The organism is Barrientosiimonas endolithica (genome assembly GCF_030296655.1).
Classification (GTDB): Bacteria; Actinomycetota; Actinomycetes; order Actinomycetales; family Dermatophilaceae; genus Barrientosiimonas; species Barrientosiimonas humi.
The window spans coordinates 2,276,138-2,299,713 of the sequence record NZ_AP027735.1 but is presented as its reverse complement, the minus strand read 5'-3'; the positions used below and the strand labels follow the sequence as shown (position 1 = coordinate 2,299,713).

Sequence of the window (23,576 nt, the reverse complement as noted above, 5' to 3'; positions counted from 1 at the left end):
CGAGGTGGGCGCGAACGTGTCGTCGGCAGAAGGGGATTCGGCTCTCAGAGCGCCGCGTCGACCGCCTCGGCCCACAGCTGCGCGGCGTCGTCGACCTGCTGCTCGTCCACGACGAGCGCGGGGATGAACCGCACCACCTGGCTCCACGGCCCGCAGGTGAGCAGCAGCAGCCCGAGCTCGGCCGCCTTGCTCTGCACCCGCGCGGCCGCCGCGCCGTCCGGCTTGCCCTCGGCGTCGCGGAACTCGTTGCCGAGCATCAGCCCCAGCCCGCGTACGTCGGTGATGGCGTCGTGCTGCCCGGCCACCTTCTCGAGCGCCTGGCGCAGCTGGGCGCCGCGCTGCTCCGCGTTGGCGACCAGGCCCTCGCTCTCGATGACGTCGAGCGTCGCGACGGCCGCGGCGCAGGCGACGGCGTTGCCGCCGTACGTGCCGCCCTGCGAGCCCGGCCAGGCCTTCTCCATCAGGGCGTTCGAGGCCGCGATGCCCGAGAGCGGGAAGCCCGACGCGAGCCCCTTGGCCGTGACGAGGATGTCGGGCCGGGCGCCGAAATGCTCACCGCCCCAGAACTTTCCGGTGCGCCCCCACCCGGTCTGCACCTCGTCGACGACGAGCAGGATCCCGTGCCGGTCGGCGCGCTCGCGCAGGCCGGCGAGGAACTCGGTGGAGGCCGGGACGTAACCGCCCTCGCCGAGCACCGGCTCGACGAAGAACGCGGCGGTGTCGTCGGGCTGGGACAGCGTCTGCAGGGTGTAGTCGAGCTGCTTGAGCGCGAACGCGGTCGCCTCGTCCTGGCTCCAGCCGAAGTGGCCGGGGTCGGGGAACGGCGACACCTGGACGCCGGCCATGAGCGGGGCGAAGCCGGCCTTGAACTTGGTGCCGGAGCTGGTCATCGACGCCGCCGCCACGGTGCGCCCGTGGAAGCCGCCGTGGAAGGTGATCACGTTGGGACGGCCGGTCGCCTGCCGGGCCAGGCGCAGGGCTGCCTCGATGGCCTCGGAACCGGAGTTGGTGAAGAACATCCGGTCCAGACTCTCGGGCAGCACCTCGCCCATCCGGTCGACCAGCCGCAGCAGCGGTTCGTGCAGCACCGTTGTGTACTGCCCGTGGATCAGCCGGCCGACCTGCTCCTGCGCCGCCGCCACCACGGTGGGGTGGCAGTGGCCGGTGCTGGTCACGCCGATGCCGGCCGTGAAGTCGAGATATCGCCGGTCGTCGGCGTCGAACAGATAGACGCCCTCGCCGCGGGTCGCCACGACCGGGGTCGCCTGCTTGAGCACGGGGGACAGCTGGGCCATCGTCGCCTCCATCCATGATTGATAGATTGTCGACAATCAGCCTAGGGCATGGCCCGCGAACAACCGGAAGGGATGACCGGCGGATGAGCACGGACACGCAGGCGGCGGCGCAGACGCAGACCCAGGGCGGCCTCTCCGGCCGCGAGCAGCAGGTGGTCGACCAGGTCGAGAAGAGGCTGCTCGTCGGCGGCCGGTGGGTCGACGCCGAGGGCGGCGCGACGTTCGAGGTCGACGACCCCGCGACCGGGCAGGTGATCGCCTCGGTCGCCGACGCGACCCCGGCCGACGGACGGCGGGCGCTGGACGCCGCGGTCGCGGCGCAGGCCGATTTCGCGCGCACGACACCGCGCGAGCGGGCAGATCTGCTGCTGCGGGCGCATGAGCTGTTGATGGAGCGGCAGGACGACCTGGCGCTGCTCATGACGCTCGAGATGGGCAAGCCGCTCGCGGAGGCGAGGGCGAGATCGCTTATGCCGCAGAGTTTTTCCGGCACTTCTCGGGCGAGGCGCTGCGCATCGACGGCGGATACCAGACCGCGCCGGCCGGTGGCGCGCGGTTCCTCGTGACCAAGCAGCCGGTCGGCCCGTGCCTGCTCATCACGCCGTGGAACTTCCCGATGGCGATGGGCACCCGCAAGATCGGCCCGGCCCTGGCTGCCGGCTGTACGAGCGTCGTCAAGCCCGCGCACCAGACGCCGCTGTCGATGCTCGCGCTCGGGCAGGTGCTGCAGGACGCCGGCGTGCCCGACGGCGTGGTCAACATCGTGGCCTGCCGCGACGCCGGCGGGGTGATGGAGCCGCTGATCCGCTCCGGCGACGCCCGCAAGCTCTCGTTCACCGGCTCCACCAAGGTCGGCAAGGTGCTGCTCGAGCAGTGCGCCGACAAGGTGCTGCGCACGTCGATGGAGCTCGGCGGCAACGCGCCGTTCCTCGTGTTCGACGACGCCGACCTCGACGAGGCCGTCGCGGGAGCGATGCAGGCGAAGATGCGCAACATGGGGGAGGCGTGCACCGCCGCCAACCGAATCTACGTGCACGACAACGTGATTCAGCAGTTCGGCGAGAAGCTGTCGGCCGCGATGGCGCAGCTGGAGGTCGGACGCGGCACCGACGACGGCGTGCAGGTCGGGCCGCTGGTCGACGAGGCCGGTCGCCGCAAGGTGATCGACCTGCTCGCCGACGCCACCGGCCGCGGCGCCACCGTGCTGACCGGCGGCGAGGCCCCCGACGGGCCCGGCTGGTTCTTCCCGCCGACGGTGCTCACCGGGGTGCCCGGCGAGGCGCGCATGGCGCACGAGGAGATCTTCGGCCCCGTCGCGCCGCTCACCCCGTTCAGCAGCGAGGACGAGGTGATCGCCGCCGCCAACGACACGCCGTACGGCCTTGTCGCCTACGTCTTCACCAATGACCTGCGGCGCGGGCTGCGCGTCGCCGAGGCGCTCGAGTCGGGCATGGTCGGGCTGAACCAGGGCGTGGTGTCCAACCCCGCCGCGCCGTTCGGCGGCATCAAGGAGTCCGGTCTCGGTCGCGAGGGCGGCAGCGTCGGGATCGAGGAGTTCCTGGAGATCAAGTACGTCGGAATCGCGATGTGACGCGCGGCGGGCCGGTTGGGTCCGGCCGGGCGGGGGCAGGTCCTACGGGCCAGCCATCCGGCCTTGCAGGCTCGGCCTCCCGCCAGACCCGTCCACGGCCCTACGGACCTGCCCCCGCCCGGCCTGGTCACGCGGGGGAGGTCCTACGGGCCAGCCATCCGGCCTCGCAGGCTCGGCCTCCCGCCAGACCCGTCCACGGCCCTACGGACCTGCCCCGCCCGGCCTGGTCACGCGGGGCAGGTCCTACGGGCCAACCATCCGGCCTCGCAGGCTCGGCCTCCCGCCAGACCCGTCCACGGCCCTACGGACCTGCCCCGCCCGGCCTGGTCAGGTGGGGGCGGCGAGCGTACGGCTGCTCCGGGCAGATGGGGTCGGTATCGACCCGGAACGGCACGGTTCAGGCCGGTTCTCCGGGCAGATGGGGTCGGTATCGACCCGAGGTTGCCGCGGCGTGGTCAGGCGGGGGTTCGACGGGTTCGGGGACGAGGCGGCGTACGCCGTCGCGCATGTGGGCGACCAGCAGCCGGTCGGTGGCGGTCGGGTCGTCGGCCTGCAGCGCCTCGGCGATGGCACGGTGCTCGGCGACCCGGTCCTCGTTGGAGTCGTAGGTCGGCTCGAGGGCGTTGAGGCACATGCGGGTCTCGGTCAGCAGGGTCTGGTGCATCCACACGAGCCGGGGCTGGCCGACTCGCGCACCAGCTGCTCGTGGAAGGCGAGGTCGGCGTCGGTCACGGCCTCGCGGTCGTCGTCGGCGGCCGCGCGCTCCATGGTGTCGACGACGCGCAGCAGCGAGCCGCCGGCCGTCGCGGCGGTGCCGGTGTCGTGCAGGTGCTCGGCCGCGCCGCGCTCGACGGCCTGCCGGGCGAGGTAGGTGTCACGCACCCGCTCGGGCGTCATCTCGATGACGAACAGCCCTCTGTTGCGGTAGGACTCGACGAGCCCCTCCTGGGTGAGGCGCTGCAGGCCCTCGCGCAGCGGGCCACGGCTGACGCCCAGCTGGCGGGCGAGCTCGACCTCGCCGAGCTGCTCGCCCGGACCGATGTCGCCCCGCGCGATGGCCTCGCGCACGGTGCGCGCGACCATGCTCGCGGTGGACTCCTGCACCAGCGGTGTCAGGCGGGACACGTTCGACATGATCAACGCTCCTGGGCGAAGAGGCGACCGGAGCCAGGCAGCGAGGGCCGGACTCCCAACAGCTGCAGACCTTTCCAGATCGTGACCTGGTTCGCGGTGAGGACGGGCCGTCCGGTCTCCGCCTCGGCGTCGGAGAGCCACTCCAGCGTGTGCATCGCGGTGTCGGGCACCAGCACCGCCTGCACGCGCTCGGACAGGTCGGCGCCGCGCACCACGGCGAGCACCTGCTCGCGCCCGAGCGTGCCGACCTCGGCCGCGGTGACGATGCCGTGGCTGCCCATCGCGACCACCTCGATGCCGGCCGCGCCGAGGAACGCCACGAACGCCTCGGCGATGTCCTGCGGGTAGGACGCCGCGACCGAGACCCGCTCGATCCCGAGGTGCCGGCAGGCGTCGACGAACGCGAACGACGTCGACGACGCCGGCCGCCCGACCGCCTCCGCCAGCTGCTCGGCCTGCTCGCGGGCCCCCTCCCACCCGAAGACGAACGAGCCGGACGTGCACGCCCACATCACCGACTCCGCGCCGTGCTCGGCGACCAGCTCTCGACCACCGGCGGCGAGATGGTCGGCGCGCCCGATCTCCAGCAGCGCGTCGACGCGGTGGGCGTCCTCGTCCATCCGGGTGTGCACCAGGGGCAGATCGGGCGGGCGTACGCCGGCCTCGCGCAGCCGCGCGACGAACCGGGGGTAGTCGTCCTCGGCGCTGTAGCCGGGGTAGAGCAGTCCGACGGTGGGCACGGTCAGGCCTCCGATCCTGCGCCGGGAGAACGGAACTCGAGCGCGGAGCCGTCCGGTGCGTCGGGCGCGGCGCCGGCCGTGCTGTCCGGTGCGAGGAGGCGCCAGGCAGCGAGGGCGTACGCGCGGGCGGCCACCGTGAGCTCGTCGACGCCGACCGACTCGTCGGGCCGGTGCGCCTGCTCGTTGACCGACCCGGGGCCGAGCACGACCACCGGCACGCCGAGGTCGCGCGCCACGAAACCGCCGTCGCACGCGGCGGTCCAGCCGCCGAGCCCGAGGCCCGGGCCGCCGGCCGTGCCGAGCGACGACTCGACCGCGGTGACGAACGCGTTGTCCGAGGCGGTCTCGAACCCCGGCATCCACATCGGCAGGTCGATCTCGACGCGCAGCCCGTCGCGCTCCAGCCCGAGCGCGTCGACGCGCGCGACCACCTCGCGCAGCACCTGCTCGGCGTCCTCGCCGGGGAGCAGCCGCCGGTCGGCCAGCACCCGGCACTCGGCCGGCACGATCGAGGTGCCGGTGCCGCCCTCGACGACGCCGACGCTCCAGGTCGCCGGACCCGCGAGCGGGTGCGGCGCGGCGGCGAGCTCGGTGTGCCAGTCGCGCAGCGCCGTGACGATCCGGGCCGCGCCGTAGATCGCGTTGGCGCCGTCGTCGGGCCGCCCGCTGTGCGCCGCCGTGCCGTGCACCCGGATGTCGAGGTAGGCGTCGCCGCGCGCCGCGATCACGGTCTGCAGGTCGGTGGGCTCGGCCGTCACGCACCCGACGTACGCCTTCGCGGGCTGCTGCGCGACCCACGCCCTGATGCCGACGCCACCCTGCTCCTCGTCCACCGTCGCGGCCAGCTCGACCCCGCCGGTGAGCGTGCGTCCGGTCGCGCGGGCGTGCTCCTGCACCGCCGCCATGGCCTCGACGGCCGCGGCGAGCCCACCCTTCATGTCGGTCGTGCCGCGGCCGAAGACGCGACCGCCGTCGACCTCGCCGCCGAACGGGTCGCGCGTCCAGCCCTCGCCGACCGGAACGACGTCGGTGTGGCCGAGCAGCAGCAGCGCCGGACCGCCCGCGTCGCCGGTGGTGCGGGCGAACAGGTTGTCGCGGCCGGCCTCCGCGGCCTCGGTGCGCACGCCCAGGTCGCGCTCCCGGCAGACGGCCGCGAGCGTGGCGACGGTCTCGGCCTCCTGGCCCGGCGGGTTCTCCCCGCGGGCGCGCACCAGCCGCTGCGTCGCCGCGACGATGCGGTCGGTGTCGATCCGGTCGAGCAGCGCCTGCTCGACCGCCGTGAGCGGGGTGCGGTCTGCGCGCTCATCGGCGCACCCGCTCGACGGCGCGGGCCAGCCGGCGCACGCCCTCGTGGATGCGCTCCGGCGGCATCGAGGCGAAGCACAGCCGCAGGTCGTGCGGGAAGCGGCGCCCGGGGAGAGGGCGTTGCCGGGGATGTAGGCGACGCCCTCGGCGAGGGCGACCTCGAAAAGCCTTTCGGTGTCGACGGACTCGTCGAAGCTGACCCACAGGAAGAAGCCGCCCTCGGGGTCTGTCCAGCGGGCCTGGTCGCCCAGGTGCTCGGTGAGCGCGGCCTGCATCGCCTCCTTGCGCACGCGGTACGACGCGCGCTGGGTCACGAGGTGGTCCTGCAGGTGGCCCTCGCGCAGGAAGCCGGCCACCAGGCGCTGCAGCGGCAGGTTGGTGCAGGTGTCCATCGCCTGCTTGGCGTTGATCAGCAGCGGCTGCAGGCTCGGGTCGGCGTCGACCCACCCCACCCGCAGACCCGGCGCGATGATCTTCGAGAACGTGCGCACCGAGAAGACCAGCGGGTCACCGCCAGCGAGCTCGTGCAGCGACGGCACCGGCTCCCCGGCGAACCGCAGCATGCCGTACGGGTCGTCGTCGATCACCACGCTGCCCCACCGGCGCGCCAGCTCCAGCAGCCGCTGCCGCCGCTCCAGCGTCAGGGTCGCGCCGGACGGGTTCTGGAAGGTGGGGATGACGTACAGCGCCTTGGGGGTGCGTCCCGCGCGCTCGACGAGCCGCTCCAGCTGCTCGACGTCGAGCCCGTCGGCGTCGACCGGGGCCTCCAGCAGCTCGGCCTGGTAGGACAGCGCGGTCGCGGATCCGTTGGTGTACGTGGGGGACTCGACGACGACCAGGTCGCCCGGGTCGACGAGCAGCTTGAACGCCAGGTCGAGCCCCTGCATCCCGCCGGAGGTGATGAACAGCCGCTCGGCGGTCGTGGCGTCGGTGGTGCCGGCCAGCTCCGCGAGCAGCGCCTCGACCAGTGCGGGGTCGCCCTCGGTCGCGGCGTAGTCGAACGCGTCGGGTGCTTCCGCGCCCATCGCCGCGATCCCGACCTGGGCCAACGTGTGCGTCGGAATCGCTTCTGGCGCAGGCGAACCCATCGCGAAGCGCACGATGTCGTGCGTCTGCCGCGCCAGCAGCGAGGTGCTGGAGTCGATCACCGAGCCGACCAGGTCCGAGGCTCGCGACGCGAGCGGGATCGGGGTCGTCGGGGTGGTGGTCATGCGCTCACTCCTTGATCGTCAGTCCGCGGGGTACGTGCGCCAGCAGCTCGGGTCCGTCGTCGGTCACCAGCACCGACTCGGAGGTCTCGTAGCCCCAGCCGTCCATCCACATGCCGAGGATCACGTGGAAGGCCATGCCGGCCCGCAGCTCGGTCTCCTCCTCGGCGCGCAGGCTCACCGTGCGCTCGCCCCAGTCGGGCGGGTAGCCGATGCCGATGGAGTAGCCGATGCGCGACTCCTTGCTGAGCCCGGCGCGGGCGATGGTCGAGGCGAACGCCTGGTGCACCTCGCGACCGGTGCGCCCCGGTCGCAGCTGCTCCAGCGCGGCGAGCATCCCGTCGCTGACCGCGTCGGCGCACGACGACAGCCGGTGCGGGGGCCGGCCGAGCACGACGGTGCGCGCCAGCGGCGCGTGGTAGCGATGGCGTACGCCCGCCAGCTCGATCGTCGTCGCCTCGCCGGCGACGAGGGGCAGGTCCGACCAGGTCAGGTGGGGTGTGCCGGCCGTCTCGCCGGTCGGCAGCATCGGCACGATCGCGGGGTAGTCGCCGCCGATCTGGTGGGCGCCGAGCGCCTGCGCGTGCTGGATCTCGGCGACCACGTCGCACTGGCGGCGCCCGACCTCGATCTGCTCGATCGCGATGCGCATGACGCGCTCGGTCACCTGGCCGGCCGCGCGCAGCGTCTCCTGCTCCAGCGGCGACTTGACCAGCCGCACCCAGTTGACCAGCTCGTGGCTGTCGACGAGCGCGGCGTGACGCAGGCGCGCGTGCAGCGCGAAGAAGCCACGCGGGGAGAAGTAGTGCGCGTCGATCTCGGCCGCGACCTGGCTGCCCGGGTCGTCGCGCAGCACGCCGATCTCCAGCGCCCGCGCGGCGATCCAGTCGTAGGGGTGCACGTCGGGCCGGTGCACGAGACGCTCGGGGTAGCCGTGCACCTGCTCGCGCGGCAGCGACGCCGTGTGGTGCGCACCCTGGGCGTCCATCGCGCGGGCGAACAGGTGGGGCGGCCCCTCGACCGGGACGACCAGGCACTGCGGGGTGTAGAACGACCACGCGTTGTAGCCGGTCAGGTAGTACAGGTTCGCCGGGTCGACGACCACCAGCGAGGCGAGGTCGCGCTCGGCCATCCGGCGCTGCACCGCCTGCAGGCGAGCGACATACTCCTGGGCCGGAAAGGGTTGCGGCCGAAGGGTGTTCGTCGTCACGCGGCCGGCCTGTGGTGAGTCACGGCGAGCAGTCGCTGCTGCTCGCCGATCGCGGCGATGCCCGCCAGCCGCAGCGCGGCCCACAGCGTCACCTGGTTCGCGGTGAGCACGGGGATGCCGAGCTCGCGCTCGAGCGGGGCGATGAGGTCGTACGTCGGGAGGTTGGTGCAGGAGATGAAGACCGCCTCGCAGTCGTCCCGGGCGACCGCCTCGCGCACCAGCTCGACGGTGGTGCCGTAGGGCACCCGCCAGATCAGGCCGCGCAGCTGCAGCAGGGTGCTCGCGGTGACGGTGATGCCCGAGGCGGACAGGAAGGCGCGCAGCCGGTCGGTGATGCGCTGGTCGTACGGCGTGGCCACCGCGAGGCGCCGGATCCCCAGGTGCCGCAGCGCCATCAGCAGCGCGCCGCTGGACGTCACCGCCGCGGGCGTGCCCGACGCGAGCATCGAGGCGACCAGGGCGTGCTCACCCGCGACGCCCCCGACGAACGAGCCCGACGTGCAGGCGTAGGCGACCACCTCGGGACGGGTGGCGATGAGGCTCGAGGTGCACGCGGCGACCGTGTCGGGGTCACCCACCGTCGTGGCCTGCTCGACGCTCACCGGCAGCGAGGAGAAGGGCGTGCGGGTCAGCAGCAGCGCGGCCTGCTCGGGCACCCAGCGCCACAGCTCGCGGTCCAGCGCGAAGTCGTAGGGCGCGACCACCCCGATGCCCACCGACCCCACCGGCGCCTCGTCGGGCAGGTCCAGACCGACGTCGCCCGGGTCGGGCACGGCGGGGTGGCTGGGGAGCATGCGCCCATGGTGCATCCCGATGTGGATTGTTGACAATCTTTTGCCGATCGCGAGTTGCGCCCGGTTCCGTCCGCGTTCCGACCGGGACCGGGTTCAGGCTGGCCGCATGAGCACCAAGCAGAAGGACACGGGGAAGAAGCGGGGCCAGCAGCCACGAGCAGCCGTCGAGCCCGACCTCGACGGGCTGCGCATCGCGGCCCTGGACGTCTCGACCTGGCCGCAGTTCGCCGCCCTGGTCGAGCGGCACAACGGGATCTTCGGCGGGTGCTGGTGCACCTTCTTTGGGCCCGACTGCCCGGAGAAACGCCAGTCCTACGAGGGCAACCGGGCGCTGAAGCAGCGCTGGGTCGAGGAGGACGCGACGCACGCCGCGCTGGTCCTGGACGGGGAGGAGGCGGTCGGCTGGGCCGAGTTCGGGCCGCCCGAGGAGCTGCCGAACCTGCACCACCGCAAGCAGTACCTCGCCGAGCAGCAGCAACCGCCGGACTTCCGGGTGACCTGCATCTTCGTCGACCGGCGATATCGGCGGCGCGGGGTGGCCGAGCTCGCGCTGCGCGGCGCGGTCGAGCTGATCGCCGCGGCCGGGGAGGCGTCGTCGAGGGATATCCGCACGACCTCGACGGGCGCCGGATGTCGGCGTCGTTCGTCTACAACGGCACCCGCCGGATGTACGAGCGCGTCGGCTTCGTCTACGACCGCCCCAAGGGGAAGGGCAACTGCGTCATGGTCCGCGAGGTGGCGGCCGCGGGCTGAACGATGCGCCCGCCACCCGACGGCCACGCGCCCAAAGATTGTTGACAATCTCTCGGCCGCGTTCCTAGCGTGGCCGCCGTGGCTGCCCCGGTGCTGACTGTTCTCGTGGAGTCCGGCGGCGACGCCCCGGACCGGCTCGACCGGCTCGCGGGCCGCTTCGACGTCCGGGTGTGCGACAGCGACGGCCTGGCCGACGCGCTGCCCGGCACCGACGCCCTGCTGCTGTGGGACTTCTTCAACCCGGCGCTCGAGGCCGCCTGGCCGCGGCGCGACCGGCTGCGCTGGGTGCACGTGGCCGCCGCCGGCGTCGACGCGATCCTGTTCGACGGGCTGCGCGACTCCGACGTGGTGCTGACCAACGCGCGCGGCGTCTTCGACCGACCGATCGCCGAGTTCGTGCTGGCCAGCGTGCTCGCCCAGGACAAGCTGCTGCACGCCTCGGCCGACCTGCAGCGCGAGCGCACCTGGCGCCACCGCGAGCCGCGCGAGACCGCCGGGTCGCACGCCCTGGTCGTCGGCACCGGCGGGATCGGCCGGGCCACCGGCCGGCTGCTGCGGGCCGTCGGCATGCGGGTCACCGGGGCCGGTCGCACCGCCCGCGACGGCGACGACGACTTCGACCGCATCGTCGCGAGCGGCGAGCTGGCCCGGCACGTCGGCGACGTCGACCACCTGGTCAACGCCGCGCCGCTGACCCCGCAGACGACCGGCATCCTCGACGCGACGGTCTTCGCCGCGCTGCCCGCGCACGCCCACGTCGTCAACGTCGGACGCGGGCGCAGCCTGGTCGAGGCCGACCTGGTGCAAGCGATCGAGCAGGGACAGGTCGGCGCCGCCTCCCTCGACGTCTTCGAGACCGAGCCGCTGCCGCCCGACTCCCCGCTGTGGACCCTGCCCGGTGTGCACGTCTCGGCCCACATGTCGGGCGACGTCGTCGGCTGGCGCGACCGGCTCGCCGACCAGTTCGTCGACCTCGCCGAGCGCTGGCTCGCCGACGAACCCCTGCCGTACGCCGTCGACAAGCAGGGCGGGTTCGTCGCCACGGGTGCGCGATGACTGACCTGTCGATGCTCGGCGCGCACGAGCTGGTCGCCGGATTCCGTTCCGGCACATGGACGCCCGTCGACGCGCTGGACTCGGCGCTCGACGCGGTGCGTCGGCTCGACGGCGCGGTCAACGCCATCACGATGCTCGACGAGCCGGCGGCCCGGGGAGCCGCGGAGCTGTCCGCGCGGCGCTGGCGGGCGGGGGAGCCGGTGGGCCCGGTCGACGGGGTGCCGCTCACCGTCAAGGACATGGTGCCGACCCGCGGCTGGCCGACCTATCGCGGCAGCAACCTCGTCGACGACACCGGCCCGTGGGACGTCGACGCACCGTTCGTCGCGCGGCTGCGCGAGTCGGGGCAGGTGATCTTCGGGAAGAACACCACGCCGGAGTTCGGGTGGAAGGGCGTGACCGACTCGCTGCGGCACGGCGTCACCCGCAACCCGTGGGACCCCGGCCGCACCTCCGGCGGGTCGAGCGGTGGCGCGGCGGCCGCGACGGCGCTCGGCATGGGCACCTGGTCGGTGGGCACCGACGGCGGCGGATCCGTCCGGATCCCAGGGGCGTTCAGCGGGGTGGTCGCTCTCAAGCCGACCTACGGCCAGGTGCCGATCTATCCCGCGAGCCCCTACGGCACGCTGTCGCACATCGGCCCGATGACCCGCTCGGTCACCGACTGCGCGCTGCTGCTCGACGTCATCGCCCGGCCCGACCCGCGCGACTGGTCGGCGATGCCCACCCACCCCGGCTCCTACCTCGACGGGCTCGACTCCGGCGTCTCCGGCACCAGGATCGCCTTCTCGCCCGACCTCGGCATCGGCCGCAACGACCCCGAGGTCGAGGCCGCCGTCCGGGCAGCGGTCGACGTGCTGCGCGACCAGGGCGCGCAGGTCGACGAGATCGACCTGCGCATCGCCGACCCGGTCGCGGCGTTCCACACGCTGTGGTTCACCGGCGCAGCCAAGGTGATCGACGCGTACGGGCCGGGCGCGCGCGAGCGCATCGACCCCGGACTGCGTTCTGCCATGGAGGAGTTCGGCGACCGGGCCACCGCAGCGGACTACCTGGACGCGGTGGCGGTGCGCGCCGACCTGGGGCGGGTGATGGGGGAGCTGCACACGACGTACGCCGCGCTGCTGACCCCGACCATGCCGATCGCGGCGTTCCCCGCCGGTCAACCCGCCCCCGACGGCTGGCCCTCGCCCCTGTGGACCTCGTGGACTCCCTACACCTACCCGTTCAACATGACCCAGCAGCCGGCGCTCACCGTGCCGTGCGGCTTCACCGGCGACGGGCTGCCGATCGGGCTGCAGGTCGTGGCCGCGCGGCACGACGACGCCGCGGCGCTGCGCGTGGGCCGGGCGTTCGAGCTGGCGACCACCTGGCACACCCGGCACCCGCCCCGCACCCGCTGACCCCGCGCAGGAGGAACCGTGCCCCGCCTCATCACCATCACTCTGGACCGCCGGCAGGTCTCGTGCACCGCCCGGCTGCTCGACGAGGTCGCCCCGCGCACCTGCGCGGCGGTCTGGGACGCGCTGCCGGTCACCGCGCCCGCCTTCCACGGGAAGTACGCCCGCAACGAGGTCTACGGCCTCGTCACCGACTGTGCGGCGGCCGAGCCCGGCCCGGAGAACACCACGATCACGCCGATCCCGCGCGACGTGTGCTGGTTCAGCTTCAGCGGCGACGACCTCGGCAACCCGGCGTACGGCTTCGAGGCCGAGGGCGAGCATCGCGCCGCCGGGCGCATCGTGGACCTGGCGATCTTCTACGGCCGCAACAACCTGCTGATCAACGGCGACCAGGGCTACGTGCCCGGCAACGTGTTCGCCGAGATCACCGACGGCTACGAGCAGATGGTCGCCGCGTGCCAGGACGTGTGGATGGGCGGGGCGCGCGGCGAGACGCTGACCTTCGCCCGCGCCGACGGGTCCTGAAGGCGCGCATGGGAGGGTTGGCCCCATGACGGCACGGCCCTCCGGGTGGTACGACGATCCCGACGACGAGACCCAGCTGCGCTACTGGGACGGGATCTTGTGGACCGAGCGGCGCACGCCGAAGGTCAAGCCCGGCCTCGACGGCTCGCGCATCGGCACCCCCAGCGCCTACCCCGACCCGGCCGAGCAGCAGCAGGCCGCCGCGCCCGGCACGACCGTGGGCGGCTCCCGTTTCGGCAACCCCGGCGACCCGTATGCGGGCCCGGGAGTGCCGCCGGCGCAGACTCCGCCGCACCAGACGTACGGCGGGCCGGGGCAGCCCGTCCCGCAGCAGTACGCCCAGCCCGGCTGGCAGCAGCAGGTCGCCCGCGGTGCGTTCACGCCCGAGGGGCAGCGGCTGAGCGGCTGGTGGCGCCGGTTCTTCGCGTGGTTCGTCGACGGCATCGTCGTGTTCGTCGTGGGCGCGCTGCTGGCGCTGCCGTGGGCGAGCGACTGGTTCGCCGGATACCGCAGCTACTGGAACGACGCGATGGACGCCGCGGCGTCGGGGTCGAGCCAGGCGCCGCCGGTGCCCGAGGAGCTCGCGGTCATGCCGGTGCAGCTGGCGCTGGCCGTCGCGCTGGTCTACGCGGTCTACGAGATCGCCATGGTGGTCTGGCGCGGTCGCACGCTCGGCAAGATGCTCACCGGCATCAGCGTGCGGTCGGTCGACGCCCCCGCAAGCTCACCCTCGCCGAGGCCGCGCAGCGGTTCCTCGTGAAGGGAATCTCCAGCATCGTCAACGTGATTCCCGCGATCGGCGGCCTCGCGACGATCTTCACGCTGGTCGACGGTCTGTGGCCCCTCGGCGACTCGCGCAAGCAGGCCATCCACGACAAGGTCGGCAAGAGCCTGGTGGTCGTCGGACCGCCGGAGGGCGCCCCCGCGGCGACGCCGCCCGGCCAGTACCCGGGTCAGTACCCGCAACCGCCCTACGGAGGGATGCAGTGATGCGGGTCGCGATCTTCACCGGCTCCTCCGACGGGGCCGACCAGCGCTGGCACGAGGCCGCGACGCAGGTCACCCGCTACCTCGTGCGCCAGGGCGCCGGCATCGTCTACGGCGGCGCGTCGGTCGGCCTGATGGGCGCGGTCGCCGACATCGCTATCGAGGAGGGGGCCGAGATCGTCGGGGTCATCCCGCGCTCGCTGTTCTCCGAGGAGGTCCCGCACACGGGCCTGACCGAGCTGATCGAGGTCGACTCGATGCACGAGCGCAAGGCCGTGATGGCCCAGCGCGCCGACGCGTTCGTGGCGCTCCCCGGCGGCATCGGGACGCTCGAGGAGATCTTCGAGGTCTGGACCTGGCAGCACCTCGGGCTGCACGACAAGCCGGTCGCGTTCTACGACATCCACGGCTACTGGACGCCGCTGCTGCGCGCCCTCGACGGCATGGTCGACGCCGGCTTCCTCAGCCTGAAGGTGCGCGGCAGCCTCGTGGTCGCCGACACCCCGCAGGCGCTCTGGGCGGGGCTCGGCCAGGCCGAGCGCTGAGGCGCGGGCTCCGTCGGGAGCCGGACGGGCTCAGCCGAACGGGCCCGGCGCGCCCTGCCCGACCAGGGCCAGCACGACGAGCAGCCCCACCAGCATGGCGAGGTGGTTGGCCGCGCCCAGCACGTCGCCGGTGACGCCGCCGACCTTGCGCCGCGCGACGGCCGACACCCCCGCCGCCGTGAGCAGCGCCGCGACCAGCACGACCGCCGACCACCACCCGAGCAGGCCCGCGCCGACCACCACGACCGTCAGCGCGGCGACCAGCCACGACGCCGCGGTCGGCGGGCGCGCCACCGACGCGCCGTGCCCGTCGTCGCGTGCCGGCGGGACCAGCGCGAGCATCGGCAGCACCACGAACCTGCTCACCAGGTGGGCGACGACCAACCCGCGCCCGGCGTACGCCATCGGCAGCGACGCGAGCGTCGTCACCAGCAGCAGCGACGACAGCACGACGGCCAGCGTGCCGTAGGTGCCGATGCGGCTGTCGCGCATGATCTCCAGCCGCCGCTCCTGGCTCCACCCGCCCCAGAGGCCGTCGACGGTGTCGGCGAGCCCGTCCTCGTGGAAGGCGCCGGTGACCAGCGCACCAACGACCGCCGCGAGCACCGCGGCGACCAGGGGCGGGAAGACCTGCCCGGCGAGCCAGAACGTGCCGGCGCAGGCGGCGCCCACCACGGCACCGACGAGCGGGAACCAGCCGACCGAGGCGTGCAGCCGGGCGGCGTGCTCGTCGGCGTCCTTCGCCGGGCGGGCCGGCACCGGGAGCCGCGTGAGAAACGTTGCGGCCGTGGCGAACTGGTCCCACGGGCGCACGACGGACCGGCTCACGACACGGGTCGCTGGGCGAGGACGTACGCGCGCTCGCTGGGCAGCTCGACCTGGGGGTGCGGCATGCGGGTCATGACCGAGACGATGTCGAGACCGTGCCGCTCGAGGTCGTCGAGCACGACCTCCGGCTCGAGGAAGTAGCCCTCCACGTCGACGCTGTGCCCGAACCAGGTCGTGAGCCGGTTGACGTCGCCGGGCTGGAACTCCTCGCTGCGGATGTGGAAGGCCAGCAGCGCGATTCCGCCCGGCTGCAGCACCCGGCGCAGCTCGGCGATCGTGCGGTCCCGGTCGGCGGGTCCGAGGTGGATGATCGAGTACATCAGCACCGCGGCCGCGAGGCTGCCGTCGGCCTGCGGCAGGTCGGTCATCGAGGCGACCTCGAAGCGCACCTGCGGATGGTCGGCGCGCGCGATCTCGACCATCGAGCGCGACAGGTCGATGCCCACGACGTCGGCGCCGAGCCCGGCCAGGTGCGCGGCGACGTGGCCGGGGCCGCAGCCGATGTCGGCCACGGTGCCGCCCGCGGCCATCTCCGCGACGGCGGCCAGGAGCGCGCGGTCGAGCGGCTTGCCGGCGAGCTCGTCGCGGATGGCCGCGGCGTACTCCGTCGCGACGGTGTCGTACGCCTGCCGCACCCGCTCCTCGCGCGGATCCTGAGATGCCATGGACGCCAATCTAGTTCGCGCCCGGCGGGTCCACCCTCCGGCGTCTACCCGGGCGGGGCGGCCCGGCCACGGCGGGTGCGCACCACGACGGCGACCGCCGCGGTGACAGCGACAGCGCCCCAGGCGACCACGCTCGCGCCCAGGCCGAGCGCCAGGTCAGGTGCCCACAGCCGGACCTCTCGCCAGCCGTAGCCGACCAGCCGCGGGGTGAGCGCGGCCAGCGCGACCAGGACGACCCCGAGCACGGCGAGGGCGGTGAGCGCCGCCCGTCGGCGCCGGTCGCGGCGCAGCCCGGCGCGCACCGCGAGCGCGGCGCAGACCAGGCCCGCCGCGGCCAGCGCCACCGCGACCCACGGCGCGGCGGACAGGACCGGGTCGGGGGATATCGGTTGCTGCGGGACTCCCGCCGCGGCGCGCAGCAGGTCGGGCCCGACCCCGGCCAGCGCCGGCGCCGCCGCCTCGGAGTAGGCGTTCGCCAGCACGATGACCGCGCGGTCGTTCGCCGGGTCGAGCAGCACGTGGGTGAAGAAGCCCGGGGTGGCCCCGGTGTGCTCGACGACGGGGCGGGGGAGACCGTCGAGCTGCGTTGTGCGCCAACCGAATCCGTACGACTGGGTCGCCGACGTGCGCACCTGCGCCCGCTGCATCGTGGCCAGCCCGGAGCTGCTCAGCACCGAGGTGTTCGGGGCGACGCCGAGCTGGAACCGGGCGTAGCGCACGAGGTCGTCGGGGGTGGCGCCGACGTAGCCGTAGGGCACCCCGCTCTGGGAGTAGCCGCGGTCGAACGGGCGCGCGCGACCGAACGGCAGCCGGTTCCCGGCCCCGACGCCGGACGCGTCGGCCTGGGCGCTCGTCGTGATCGCGCCGGACATGCCCAGCGGGTCGGTGACGCGCTCGCGCAGCGCCCGACCGAAGCCGGTGCCGGTGACCTGCTCGACGATCGCGCCGAGCAGGAGGTAGTTCGCGTCGGAGTAGGCGTACGTCGTCCCGGGCTCGGACGCGAGCGTCACCTCTCGGAGCGACGAGGCGAGGCGGCGCAGGGCCTCGGGCCGGTCGTCGACCACGTCGGCCCGCTCCAGTCCCGCGCTGCGGGTGAGACCGCTGGTGTGCGTGAGCAGCTGGCGCACCGAGACCGCGCCGAGGCCGTTGGGGGCGCCCCGCAGGTCGGGCAGCCGCCGGTCCACCCGGTCGTCAAGACTGAGCCGCCCCTCCTGCACGAGGTTCAGCACGAGGGCCGCGGTGAACGACTTCGACACCGACCCGACGAGGAACGGTGTGCTGCCGCTGACCGGGCGGCCACCGGCTCGCCCCTCGGCGAACCGGGCGACCACCCGGTCGCCCTGCACGATCACCGCGGTCCAGCCCGGGACGTCGAGGTCGCGCAGCGGCTGCACCGCTCGTTGCTGCGCGACAGCCGGGTCGGCGGCCGGCCAGGCGGGCGGCACCCAGAGCGTGGTGAGCAGGGCGAGCAGTGCGGACGCGGCGACGGCCAGGCGGGTGCGCATGCCGATAACCATATAGTCGTATGAAAATGAGGGGCGTCGTCTAGGGTGCCGGCATGCCTCGCACCGCCGACCACGACGCCCGTCGCGCACTCATCCGGGACGCGGTGCGCGAGGTCGCGGTCAGCGACGGGCTGGCGGCGGTGACCATCGCGCGCACGGCGGAGGCAGCCGGCATCTCGGTGGGGCTCGTGCAGCACTACTACGCCAGCAAGGACGACCTCGTCGTCGCGGTCTACGAGCAGCTGCTGGACCAGATGCACGCCCGGGTCGACGCCGGGATCGCCCGCGCCGAGCGCAAGCACGCCCGCATCGAGCACATCCTGGGCGAGGCGCTGCACCAGCTCCTCCCGCTCGACAAGGCTCGGCGCGAGGAGGTCTATCTGGACCTGACGTTCACCGGGCTGGCGCTGGACAGCCCCCGGCTGCTGGCCGCGCTGCGCGGCTCCGAGGCGCATCTGACCGAGCGAGTGCGCGAGGCGGTCGTGAACGGCAAGGAGTGCGGCGAGGTCGAGCCCGGGCTCGACGTCGACGTCGCGGCGACGGGGCTGGTCGCGACGGTTCGCGGCCTGGCGCGAGCGGGTTACCTCGCGCGCGGACGCGGCTCGGCGGAGGCTCGCCGGCGGGCCTCCGCCGTGATCGAGCAGCGGTGCGCGCAGATCTTCACCGGGCCCTGTGCGCGCCAGCAGGGCACCGGCTGATCAGTCGGCCGGGAGGATCGTGCCGGTGACCTCGCCCAGGCCGATCCGGGTGCCGTCGGCGCCGGGTGCGGAGTAGCGGATGGTGACGGTGTCGCCGTCCTCGAGGAAGGTGCGCGTCGAGCCGTCGGGCAGGGTGATCGGCTGCTCGCCGCTCCAGGTGAGCTCGAGCAGGCTGCCGCGCTGGTCGGCCTCCGGACCCGACACGGTGCCTGAGGCGAACAGGTCGCCATCGCGCAGCGAGGCGCCGTTCACGGTCAGGTGCGCGAGCATCTGGCGGGGCGACCAGTACATCGTCGAGTACGGCGGGCGCGCCACGACCGAGCCGTTCAGCTCGACCTCGATGGCGATGTCGAGACCGAACAGGTCATCGCCCAGCAGATAGTCCATCGGGCGCGGATCCTGCTGCGGCAGAGGGGTTTTCGCCGCCTGCAACGCTTCCATGGGTGTCACCCACGCGCCGACCGAGGACGCGAAGGACTTGCCGAGGAAGGGGCCGAGCGGGACGTACTCCCAGGCCTGGATGTCACGCGCGCTCCAGTCGTTGAACGCCAGGACGCCGAACAGGTGCTCGCTCGCCTCGTCGACCGAGACGCGGCTGCCGAGCTCGGTCGCGCCGGCCACCACGAAGCCGAGCTCGGCCTCGATGTCGAGGCGCACGCTGGGGCCGAAGACCGGCTGGTCCTCGGTCTGCGGCTTGCGCTGACCCATCGGGCGACGGATGTCGGTGCCGCTGACCACGACCGTGCCGGAGCGACCGTGGTAGCCGATCGGCAGGTGCTTCCAGTTCGGCGTGAGGGCGTCGCCGTCGGGTCGGAAGATCCGGCCCACGTTGGTGGCGTGGTGCTCGCTGGCGTAGAAGTCGACGTAGTCGGCGACCTCGACGGGCAGGTGCAGCGTGACGTCGGACAGGTGGTGCAGGTGCGGCTCGACGGCCGCGCGGAGCTCGGGGTCGGAGAGCAGCCCGACGATCCAGGCGCGAGCCGACTCCCACGCCGGCTTCCCTTCTGCCAGAAGGGCGTTCAGCGACGGCTGCTGCCACAGCCGCGCGGTGCCGCTGCCGGTCGAACCCGCCGCCGCGCCGAGGTCGAGCACCTGGTCGCCGACCCGCACGCCCACCCTGCGCACGCCGTCGGCGCCCGAGAAGACGCCGTAGGGGAGCGCGGTGATGCCGTACGGGTGGTCGGCGGGCAGGTCGAGCCAGCTGCTCGTCACAGGTTCTCCTCGATCAGGCCGAGATCGGACAGGTCATGGATGGGGTCGAGCACGTCGCAGCAGCCGTAGGAGTGAAAAGCGTTGCGCACGCTGGCGATCCGCGGGTCGTCGAGCTCGCGCACCAGGCCGGCGATGACGTCGCTGTCGCGCTGCTCGAGCAGCGTCACGGCCTGGGCCGTCGAGGACCCGCGCAGGATCTGGTCGGTCGCGAGCAGCACGTTGAGGAAGCCGAACTGGTCCTCCCCGCCGTCGGCGGTGCTGGTGCGGTGGGAGACCGCGCGGTGCAGGCCGCCGGTGAGCTTGAACGACAGCCCCTGGCCCGTCGCCGAGGCGATGAAGCCGCCCAGGGCGGACGCGCTCGGCACGGCGTTGCTGGGCGTCGACCCGGTGCGCAGCTTGGCGCGCACCTGCTCCGACCCCTCCGAGGCGAGGTCGGCCATCGGCTCGTCGACGGCCTGCTCGGGGTCACCTCGACCGCGACCGGCACCCCGAGCTCGAGCGCCGCGCGCCAGTCGGGGAGTAGGTCAGCTCCAGCCCGGCGAGGGAGTGGCCGTCGGCGTCGACGAGCAGCTGGGCGGCGGTGAGCAGCTGGTTGAGCGTGACGTCGCTGCGGCCGACGACCGACACCGTGACCGGGGTGGAGCCGGCCACCGCCTCGCTGACCAGGGTGGGCGGCAGCAGCAGCGGACCGACCAGGTCGCTGATCGAGCTGCCGCGCCGCTCGACCCGGCGCGAGATCGCCTCGTCGAGCGGGAAGTTTCCGGGCGGGAAGACCGCCGCGTCATCGATGAGGCCCGCGAAAAGGGCGCGCGGGGGCACGCTGGAGGGCGTTGACATGCCCGTCACGCTACTGCATCCTCGTCGCGCCGATGAGACGCCGACGTCCGAAAATCGGACGCCTGGCGCACGCGGATCGGCACTCGCGAGGAGAGGCTGCGATGGCGTACTACCAGGCGATGGGTTCGGTGCCCCGGCACCGGCACACGATGCACGACCGGCCCGACGGCGGCCTCTACTACGAGGAGCTGATGGGCGAGGAGGGCTTCTCCTCCGACTCCTCGCTGCTCTACCACCGCGGGCTCCCGTCGGCGATCACCGACGCCCAGGTGTGGAACCTCGGCAACTCGATGGCGACCACGCCCAACCACCCGCTCGTGCCGCGCCACCTGAAGCTGCACGACCTGTTCCCCGACGACGAGACCGGACGCGACGTCGTCACCGGGCGTCGCCTCGTGCTCGGCAACGCCGACGTGCGGCTGCTCTACGTCAAGGCCGATGCGCCAAGTCCGTGGTATCGCAACGGGATCGGCGACGAGTGCATCTACGTCGAGCGCGGTGGCGCGCGCGTCGAGACCGTGTTCGGGGCGTTCGACGTGCGCGAGGGCGACTACCTGGTCGTCCCGCGCGCGACCACCCACCGCTGGCTCCCGCTCGTCGAGGGCGACGACGACTTCGTCGAGCCGCTCCGGGCGTACTGCATCGAGGCGAGCTCGCACATCACCCCGCCCAAGCGATACCTGTCCCGCTTCGGGCAGCTGCTGGAGCACGCGCCGTACTGCGAGCGCGACCTGCGCGGGCCGCAGGGGCCGTTGCTGGCCGAGGACGTCGGCGCCGACGCGACCGAGCCGACCCAGGTCTACATCAAGCACCGCGGCAACGGGCCCGGCGGCGTGGTCGGCACCATCTACACCTACCCCTACCACCCGCTCGACGTCGTGGGCTGGGACGGCTGCCTCTACCCCTACGCCTTCAACATCGCCGACTACATGCCGATCACCGGCAAGGTGCACCAGCCGCCGCCCGTGCACCAGGTGTTCGAGGGCCACAACTTCGTGGTCTGCAACTTCGTGCCGCGCAAGGTCGACTACCACGAGCGGTCGATCCCGGTGCCGTACTACCACTCCAACGTCGACAGCGACGAGATCATGTTCTACGTCGCCGGCGACTACGAGGCGCGCAAGGGCTCGGGCATCGGGCGCGGCTCGATCTCGGTGCACCCGGGCGGGCACGCGCACGGCCCGCAGCCCGGCGCCTACGAGGCCTCGGTGGGCGTGCACTACTTCGACGAGACCGCCGTCATGGTCGACACCTTCCGCCCGCTCGACCTCGGCGAGGCCGGCGTCGCCGTGGACGACGGGAAGTACGCCTGGAGCTGGGTGGGCGGTCGCGACGCCTGAGCCCGCCGCGCGGGCGGTCAGCTCGCGGTGGTGACCTGTACGCCCGCGCCGGCCAGCTCCGCCAGCGCAGCCTTCGTGGTCTCCGGCGCAACACCGGCGGCCAGGTCGGTCAGCAGCCGGGTGCTGAGCCCGGCGCGCACGGCGTCCAGGGCGGTGGCGCGCACGCAGTAGTCGGTGGCCAGGCCCACGACGTCGACCGACTCGACGCCGCGCTCGCGCAGCCAGTCGGCGAGGCCGGTGCCGTCCTCGGCCGCGCCCTCGAACCCGGAGTAGGCCGCCTCGTGCTCACCCTTGCGGAACACCGTCTCGACCTGCTCCAGCGCCGGCGCGAGGTTGGGGTGGAAGTCGGCGCCGGCGGTCCCGACCTTGCAGTGCACCGGCCAGCTGTCGGTGAAGTCGGGCTCGTCCGACCAGTGGTCGCCCGGGTCGACGTGCCAGTCGGCGGTGGCGACGACGTGGGCGTACCCACCCAGGCCGCTGCCGACGTACGTGCTGATCCGGCCGGCGACCTCGGCGCCGCCCTCGACCGCGAGCGAACCGCCCTCGCAGAAGTCGTTCTGCACGTCCACGATCACCAGTGCGCTCGTCATGGTCCGACGCTAACGCTCAGGGCTGGTCGTCGAGGTAGACCGTGGGGATCACCGGCTCGCCGCGGGAGAGCTGGTGGGCCTTGCGGGGCAGCTCGGCGAGGGAGGCGGCGTGGCGGTCGCGGGCGGCCTCGAGCGGCTCCTCGCCGACGATCTCGCCGCCGCGCACGAGCGGCACCAGCAGCTCACGGTCGTTGCCGTCGTCGAACGGGCGCTCGCCGATGCCGATCACCTCGGCCTCGGCGAGGCCGCGCGGGCTGATCTTGCGCAGGGCGTACTTGCGCCCGCCGACGCTGGTCTTGTCCTTGCTCGCCTTGGCGACGCCGATCATCTCGCCGGAGTCGTCGGCGCGGGAGACCAGCTTGTAGACCATGCCAGCCGTCGGCGCCCCGGACCCGGTGACCAGGCTCGTGCCGACCCCGTAGACGTCGACCGGGGCGGCCTGCAGCGCGGCGATGGCGTACTCGTCCAGGTCGCTGGTCACGACGATGCGGGTCTTGGTCGCGCCCAGCTCGTCCAGCTGCTGGCGCACCTCCTTCGCCTGCACCAGCAGGTCGCCGGAGTCGAGCCGCACCCCGCCGAGCTCGGGGCCGGCGATCTCGACGGCGAGCTCGACCGCCGCGGTCACGTCGTAGGTGTCGACCAGCAGCGTGGTGTCCTTGCCGAGCGACTCGACCTGGGAGGTGAAGGCCGCCCGCTCGTCGTCGTGCAGCAGGGTGAACGAGTGGGCCGCCGTGCCGGCGGTCGGCACGCCGTAGCGCCGCCCCGCCTCGAGGTTCGACGTCGTCGCGAACCCGGCGACGTACGCCGCCCGCGCGCTCGCGACCGCCGCCCACTCGTGCGTGCGCCGGGAGCCCATCTCGATGCACGGGCGCCCGTCGGCCGCCGAGGTCATCCGCGACGCCGCCGACGCGACGGCGCTGTCGTGGTTGAAGATCGACAGCGCCAGCGTCTCCAGGATCACGCCCTCGGCGAACGAGGACTCCACGATGAGCAGCGGCGAGCCGGGGAAGTACGCCTCGCCCTCGGCGTAGCCCCACACGTCGCCGGAGAAGCGGTAGTCGGCGAGCCAGTCGACGGTCGCGTCGTCGACGACCTTCGCCGAGCGCAGCCGCTCCAGCTCGGCCTCCTCGAACCGGAAGTGGCGCAGCGACTCCAGGAAGCGCCCGGTGCCGGCGACCACGCCGTAGCGGCGGCCGTCGGGCAGCCGGCGCGCGAACAGCTCGAACACCGACCGGCGGTGCGCGGCGCCGCTGCGCAACGACGCCTGCAGCATCGTCAGCTCGTAGTGGTCGGTCAGCAGCGCGGTCGAGGCGGTGGCGGCGGGAGAGGGGCTCTGCGAGGTCACGCCGCCACCC

At 73.4% G+C, this 23,576-nt stretch carries 21 protein-coding genes and 4 pseudogenes; 10 read left to right on the top strand and 15 right to left on the bottom strand.

Translation table 11 applies throughout. The annotated features are described in order from the left end of the window. Window positions 1–44: 44 nt before the first annotated feature. The gene (locus QUE40_RS11675; RefSeq protein ID WP_289231060.1) at window positions 45–1,295 is read right to left on the bottom strand and encodes an aspartate aminotransferase family protein; all 1,251 of its coding nucleotides are present in this window, start codon (window positions 1,293–1,295) and stop codon (window positions 45–47) included. Window positions 1,296–1,378: 83 nt separating this feature from the next. On the opposite strand from QUE40_RS11675, the pseudogene QUE40_RS11670 reads away from it, so the two are divergent. After that, window positions 1,379–2,886, top strand: a pseudogene (locus QUE40_RS11670) (NAD-dependent succinate-semialdehyde dehydrogenase). 397 nt (window positions 2,887–3,283) lie between these two features. On the opposite strand, the pseudogene QUE40_RS19705 reads toward QUE40_RS11670, so the two are convergent. The 6 genes and pseudogenes from QUE40_RS19705 to QUE40_RS11635 all read right to left on the bottom strand — a co-directional run bounded on the left by QUE40_RS19705 (window position 3,284) and on the right by QUE40_RS11635 (window position 9,277). Next, window positions 3,284–3,969, bottom strand: a pseudogene (locus QUE40_RS19705) (GntR family transcriptional regulator). A gap of 53 nt (window positions 3,970–4,022) precedes the next feature. Then, window positions 4,023–4,760: a maleate cis-trans isomerase family protein gene (locus QUE40_RS11655; RefSeq protein ID WP_289231059.1), complete on the bottom strand. Its 738-nt coding sequence runs from the start codon at window positions 4,758–4,760 to the stop codon at window positions 4,023–4,025. A gap of 2 nt (window positions 4,761–4,762) precedes the next feature. Then, window positions 4,763–5,746, bottom strand: a pseudogene (locus QUE40_RS11650) (M20/M25/M40 family metallo-hydrolase); the annotation flags it as partial. Window positions 5,747–6,062: 316 nt separating this feature from the next. Then, window positions 6,063–7,276, bottom strand: a pseudogene (locus QUE40_RS11645) (aminotransferase-like domain-containing protein). A 4-nt stretch (window positions 7,277–7,280) separates the two neighbouring features. Further along, window positions 7,281–8,483 carry a M24 family metallopeptidase gene (locus QUE40_RS11640; protein ID WP_142005779.1) on the bottom strand — a complete coding sequence of 401 codons (1,203 nt, stop codon included), beginning with the start codon at window positions 8,481–8,483 and terminating at the stop codon, window positions 7,281–7,283. Beyond that, a complete protein-coding gene (locus tag QUE40_RS11635; RefSeq protein WP_211344572.1) occupies window positions 8,480–9,277 on the bottom strand; it encodes a maleate cis-trans isomerase family protein in 798 nt (265 codons plus the stop codon). The genes QUE40_RS11640 and QUE40_RS11635 overlap by 4 nt, the downstream gene beginning before the upstream one ends. 106 nt (window positions 9,278–9,383) lie before the next feature. Between QUE40_RS11635 and QUE40_RS11630 the strand changes: the two genes are divergently transcribed. The 7 genes from QUE40_RS11630 to QUE40_RS11600 are packed head-to-tail and all read left to right on the top strand — an operon-like array spanning window position 9,384 to window position 14,546. After that, window positions 9,384–10,127: a GNAT family N-acetyltransferase gene (locus tag QUE40_RS11630; protein WP_289231058.1), complete on the top strand. Its 744-nt coding sequence runs from the start codon at window positions 9,384–9,386 to the stop codon at window positions 10,125–10,127. Next, window positions 10,109–11,086, top strand: coding sequence for a D-2-hydroxyacid dehydrogenase (locus QUE40_RS11625; RefSeq protein ID WP_289231057.1), 978 nt, complete (start codon window positions 10,109–10,111; stop codon window positions 11,084–11,086). Before QUE40_RS11630 ends, QUE40_RS11625 begins: the two co-directional genes overlap by 19 nt. Continuing rightward, complete coding sequence (locus QUE40_RS11620; RefSeq protein WP_289231056.1) at window positions 11,083–12,489, top strand: amidase; 1,407 nt, start codon at window positions 11,083–11,085, stop codon at window positions 12,487–12,489. Before QUE40_RS11625 ends, QUE40_RS11620 begins: the two co-directional genes overlap by 4 nt. Window positions 12,490–12,507: 18 nt before the next feature. Next, the gene (locus tag QUE40_RS11615) at window positions 12,508–13,014 is read left to right on the top strand and encodes a DUF3830 family protein (protein WP_289231055.1); all 507 of its coding nucleotides are present in this window, start codon (window positions 12,508–12,510) and stop codon (window positions 13,012–13,014) included. A 25-nt stretch (window positions 13,015–13,039) separates the two neighbouring features. Then, window positions 13,040–13,774, top strand: coding sequence for an RDD family protein (locus QUE40_RS11610; RefSeq protein ID WP_289231054.1), 735 nt, complete (start codon window positions 13,040–13,042; stop codon window positions 13,772–13,774). A 23-nt stretch (window positions 13,775–13,797) separates the two neighbouring features. Next, window positions 13,798–14,004 (top strand): RDD family protein, encoded by a 207-nt coding sequence (locus QUE40_RS11605; RefSeq protein WP_350226953.1) that lies wholly within the window; start codon window positions 13,798–13,800, stop codon window positions 14,002–14,004. After that, window positions 14,004–14,546: an LOG family protein gene (locus QUE40_RS11600; RefSeq protein WP_142005773.1), complete on the top strand. Its 543-nt coding sequence runs from the start codon at window positions 14,004–14,006 to the stop codon at window positions 14,544–14,546. Before QUE40_RS11605 ends, QUE40_RS11600 begins: the two co-directional genes overlap by 1 nt. A gap of 30 nt (window positions 14,547–14,576) precedes the next feature. Here the strand turns inward: QUE40_RS11600 and cobS are convergent, their stop codons facing one another. The 3 genes from cobS to QUE40_RS11585 are packed head-to-tail and all read right to left on the bottom strand — an operon-like array spanning window position 14,577 to window position 17,544. Then, entirely contained in the window at window positions 14,577–15,374 is a 798-nt protein-coding gene (gene cobS / locus QUE40_RS11595; protein ID WP_289231052.1) for an adenosylcobinamide-GDP ribazoletransferase, read from the bottom strand. Next, complete coding sequence (locus tag QUE40_RS11590; protein ID WP_142005772.1) at window positions 15,371–16,039, bottom strand: class I SAM-dependent methyltransferase; 669 nt, start codon at window positions 16,037–16,039, stop codon at window positions 15,371–15,373. Before QUE40_RS11590 ends, cobS begins: the two co-directional genes overlap by 4 nt. Window positions 16,040–16,083: 44 nt before the next feature. Beyond that, a complete protein-coding gene (locus QUE40_RS11585; RefSeq protein ID WP_289231051.1) occupies window positions 16,084–17,544 on the bottom strand; it encodes a serine hydrolase domain-containing protein in 1,461 nt (486 codons plus the stop codon). Between the two features lie 53 nt (window positions 17,545–17,597). Here QUE40_RS11585 and QUE40_RS11580 point away from each other — a divergent pair, with 53 nt between their 5' ends. Next, the gene (locus QUE40_RS11580; protein ID WP_289231050.1) at window positions 17,598–18,242 is read left to right on the top strand and encodes a TetR/AcrR family transcriptional regulator; all 645 of its coding nucleotides are present in this window, start codon (window positions 17,598–17,600) and stop codon (window positions 18,240–18,242) included. Here the strand turns inward: QUE40_RS11580 and fahA are convergent, their stop codons facing one another. The 3 genes from fahA to QUE40_RS11565 are packed head-to-tail and all read right to left on the bottom strand — an operon-like array spanning window position 18,243 to window position 20,291. Next, complete coding sequence (fahA, locus tag QUE40_RS11575; protein ID WP_289231049.1) at window positions 18,243–19,454, bottom strand: fumarylacetoacetase; 1,212 nt, start codon at window positions 19,452–19,454, stop codon at window positions 18,243–18,245. It lies immediately after the preceding gene. Beyond that, entirely contained in the window at window positions 19,451–19,894 is a 444-nt protein-coding gene (locus QUE40_RS11570) for a hypothetical protein (protein ID WP_289231048.1), read from the bottom strand. The genes fahA and QUE40_RS11570 overlap by 4 nt, the downstream gene beginning before the upstream one ends. Before the next feature lie 25 nt (window positions 19,895–19,919). Continuing rightward, window positions 19,920–20,291, bottom strand: a complete 372-nt coding sequence (locus tag QUE40_RS11565) for a hypothetical protein (protein WP_289231047.1) — start codon at window positions 20,289–20,291, stop codon at window positions 19,920–19,922. Window positions 20,292–20,392: 101 nt separating this feature from the next. Here QUE40_RS11565 and QUE40_RS11560 point away from each other — a divergent pair, with 101 nt between their 5' ends. After that, window positions 20,393–21,631 (top strand): homogentisate 1,2-dioxygenase, encoded by a 1,239-nt coding sequence (locus QUE40_RS11560; protein ID WP_142005767.1) that lies wholly within the window; start codon window positions 20,393–20,395, stop codon window positions 21,629–21,631. Between the two features lie 17 nt (window positions 21,632–21,648). Here the strand turns inward: QUE40_RS11560 and QUE40_RS11555 are convergent, their stop codons facing one another. Beyond that, window positions 21,649–22,221, bottom strand: a complete 573-nt coding sequence (locus QUE40_RS11555) for an isochorismatase family protein (RefSeq protein WP_142005766.1) — start codon at window positions 22,219–22,221, stop codon at window positions 21,649–21,651. Between the two features lie 16 nt (window positions 22,222–22,237). Next, on the bottom strand, window positions 22,238–23,494 hold the full coding sequence (locus tag QUE40_RS11550; RefSeq protein ID WP_433997083.1) for a nicotinate phosphoribosyltransferase: 1,257 nt from the start codon (window positions 23,492–23,494) through the stop codon (window positions 22,238–22,240). Between the last annotated feature and the right edge of the window lie 82 nt (window positions 23,495–23,576).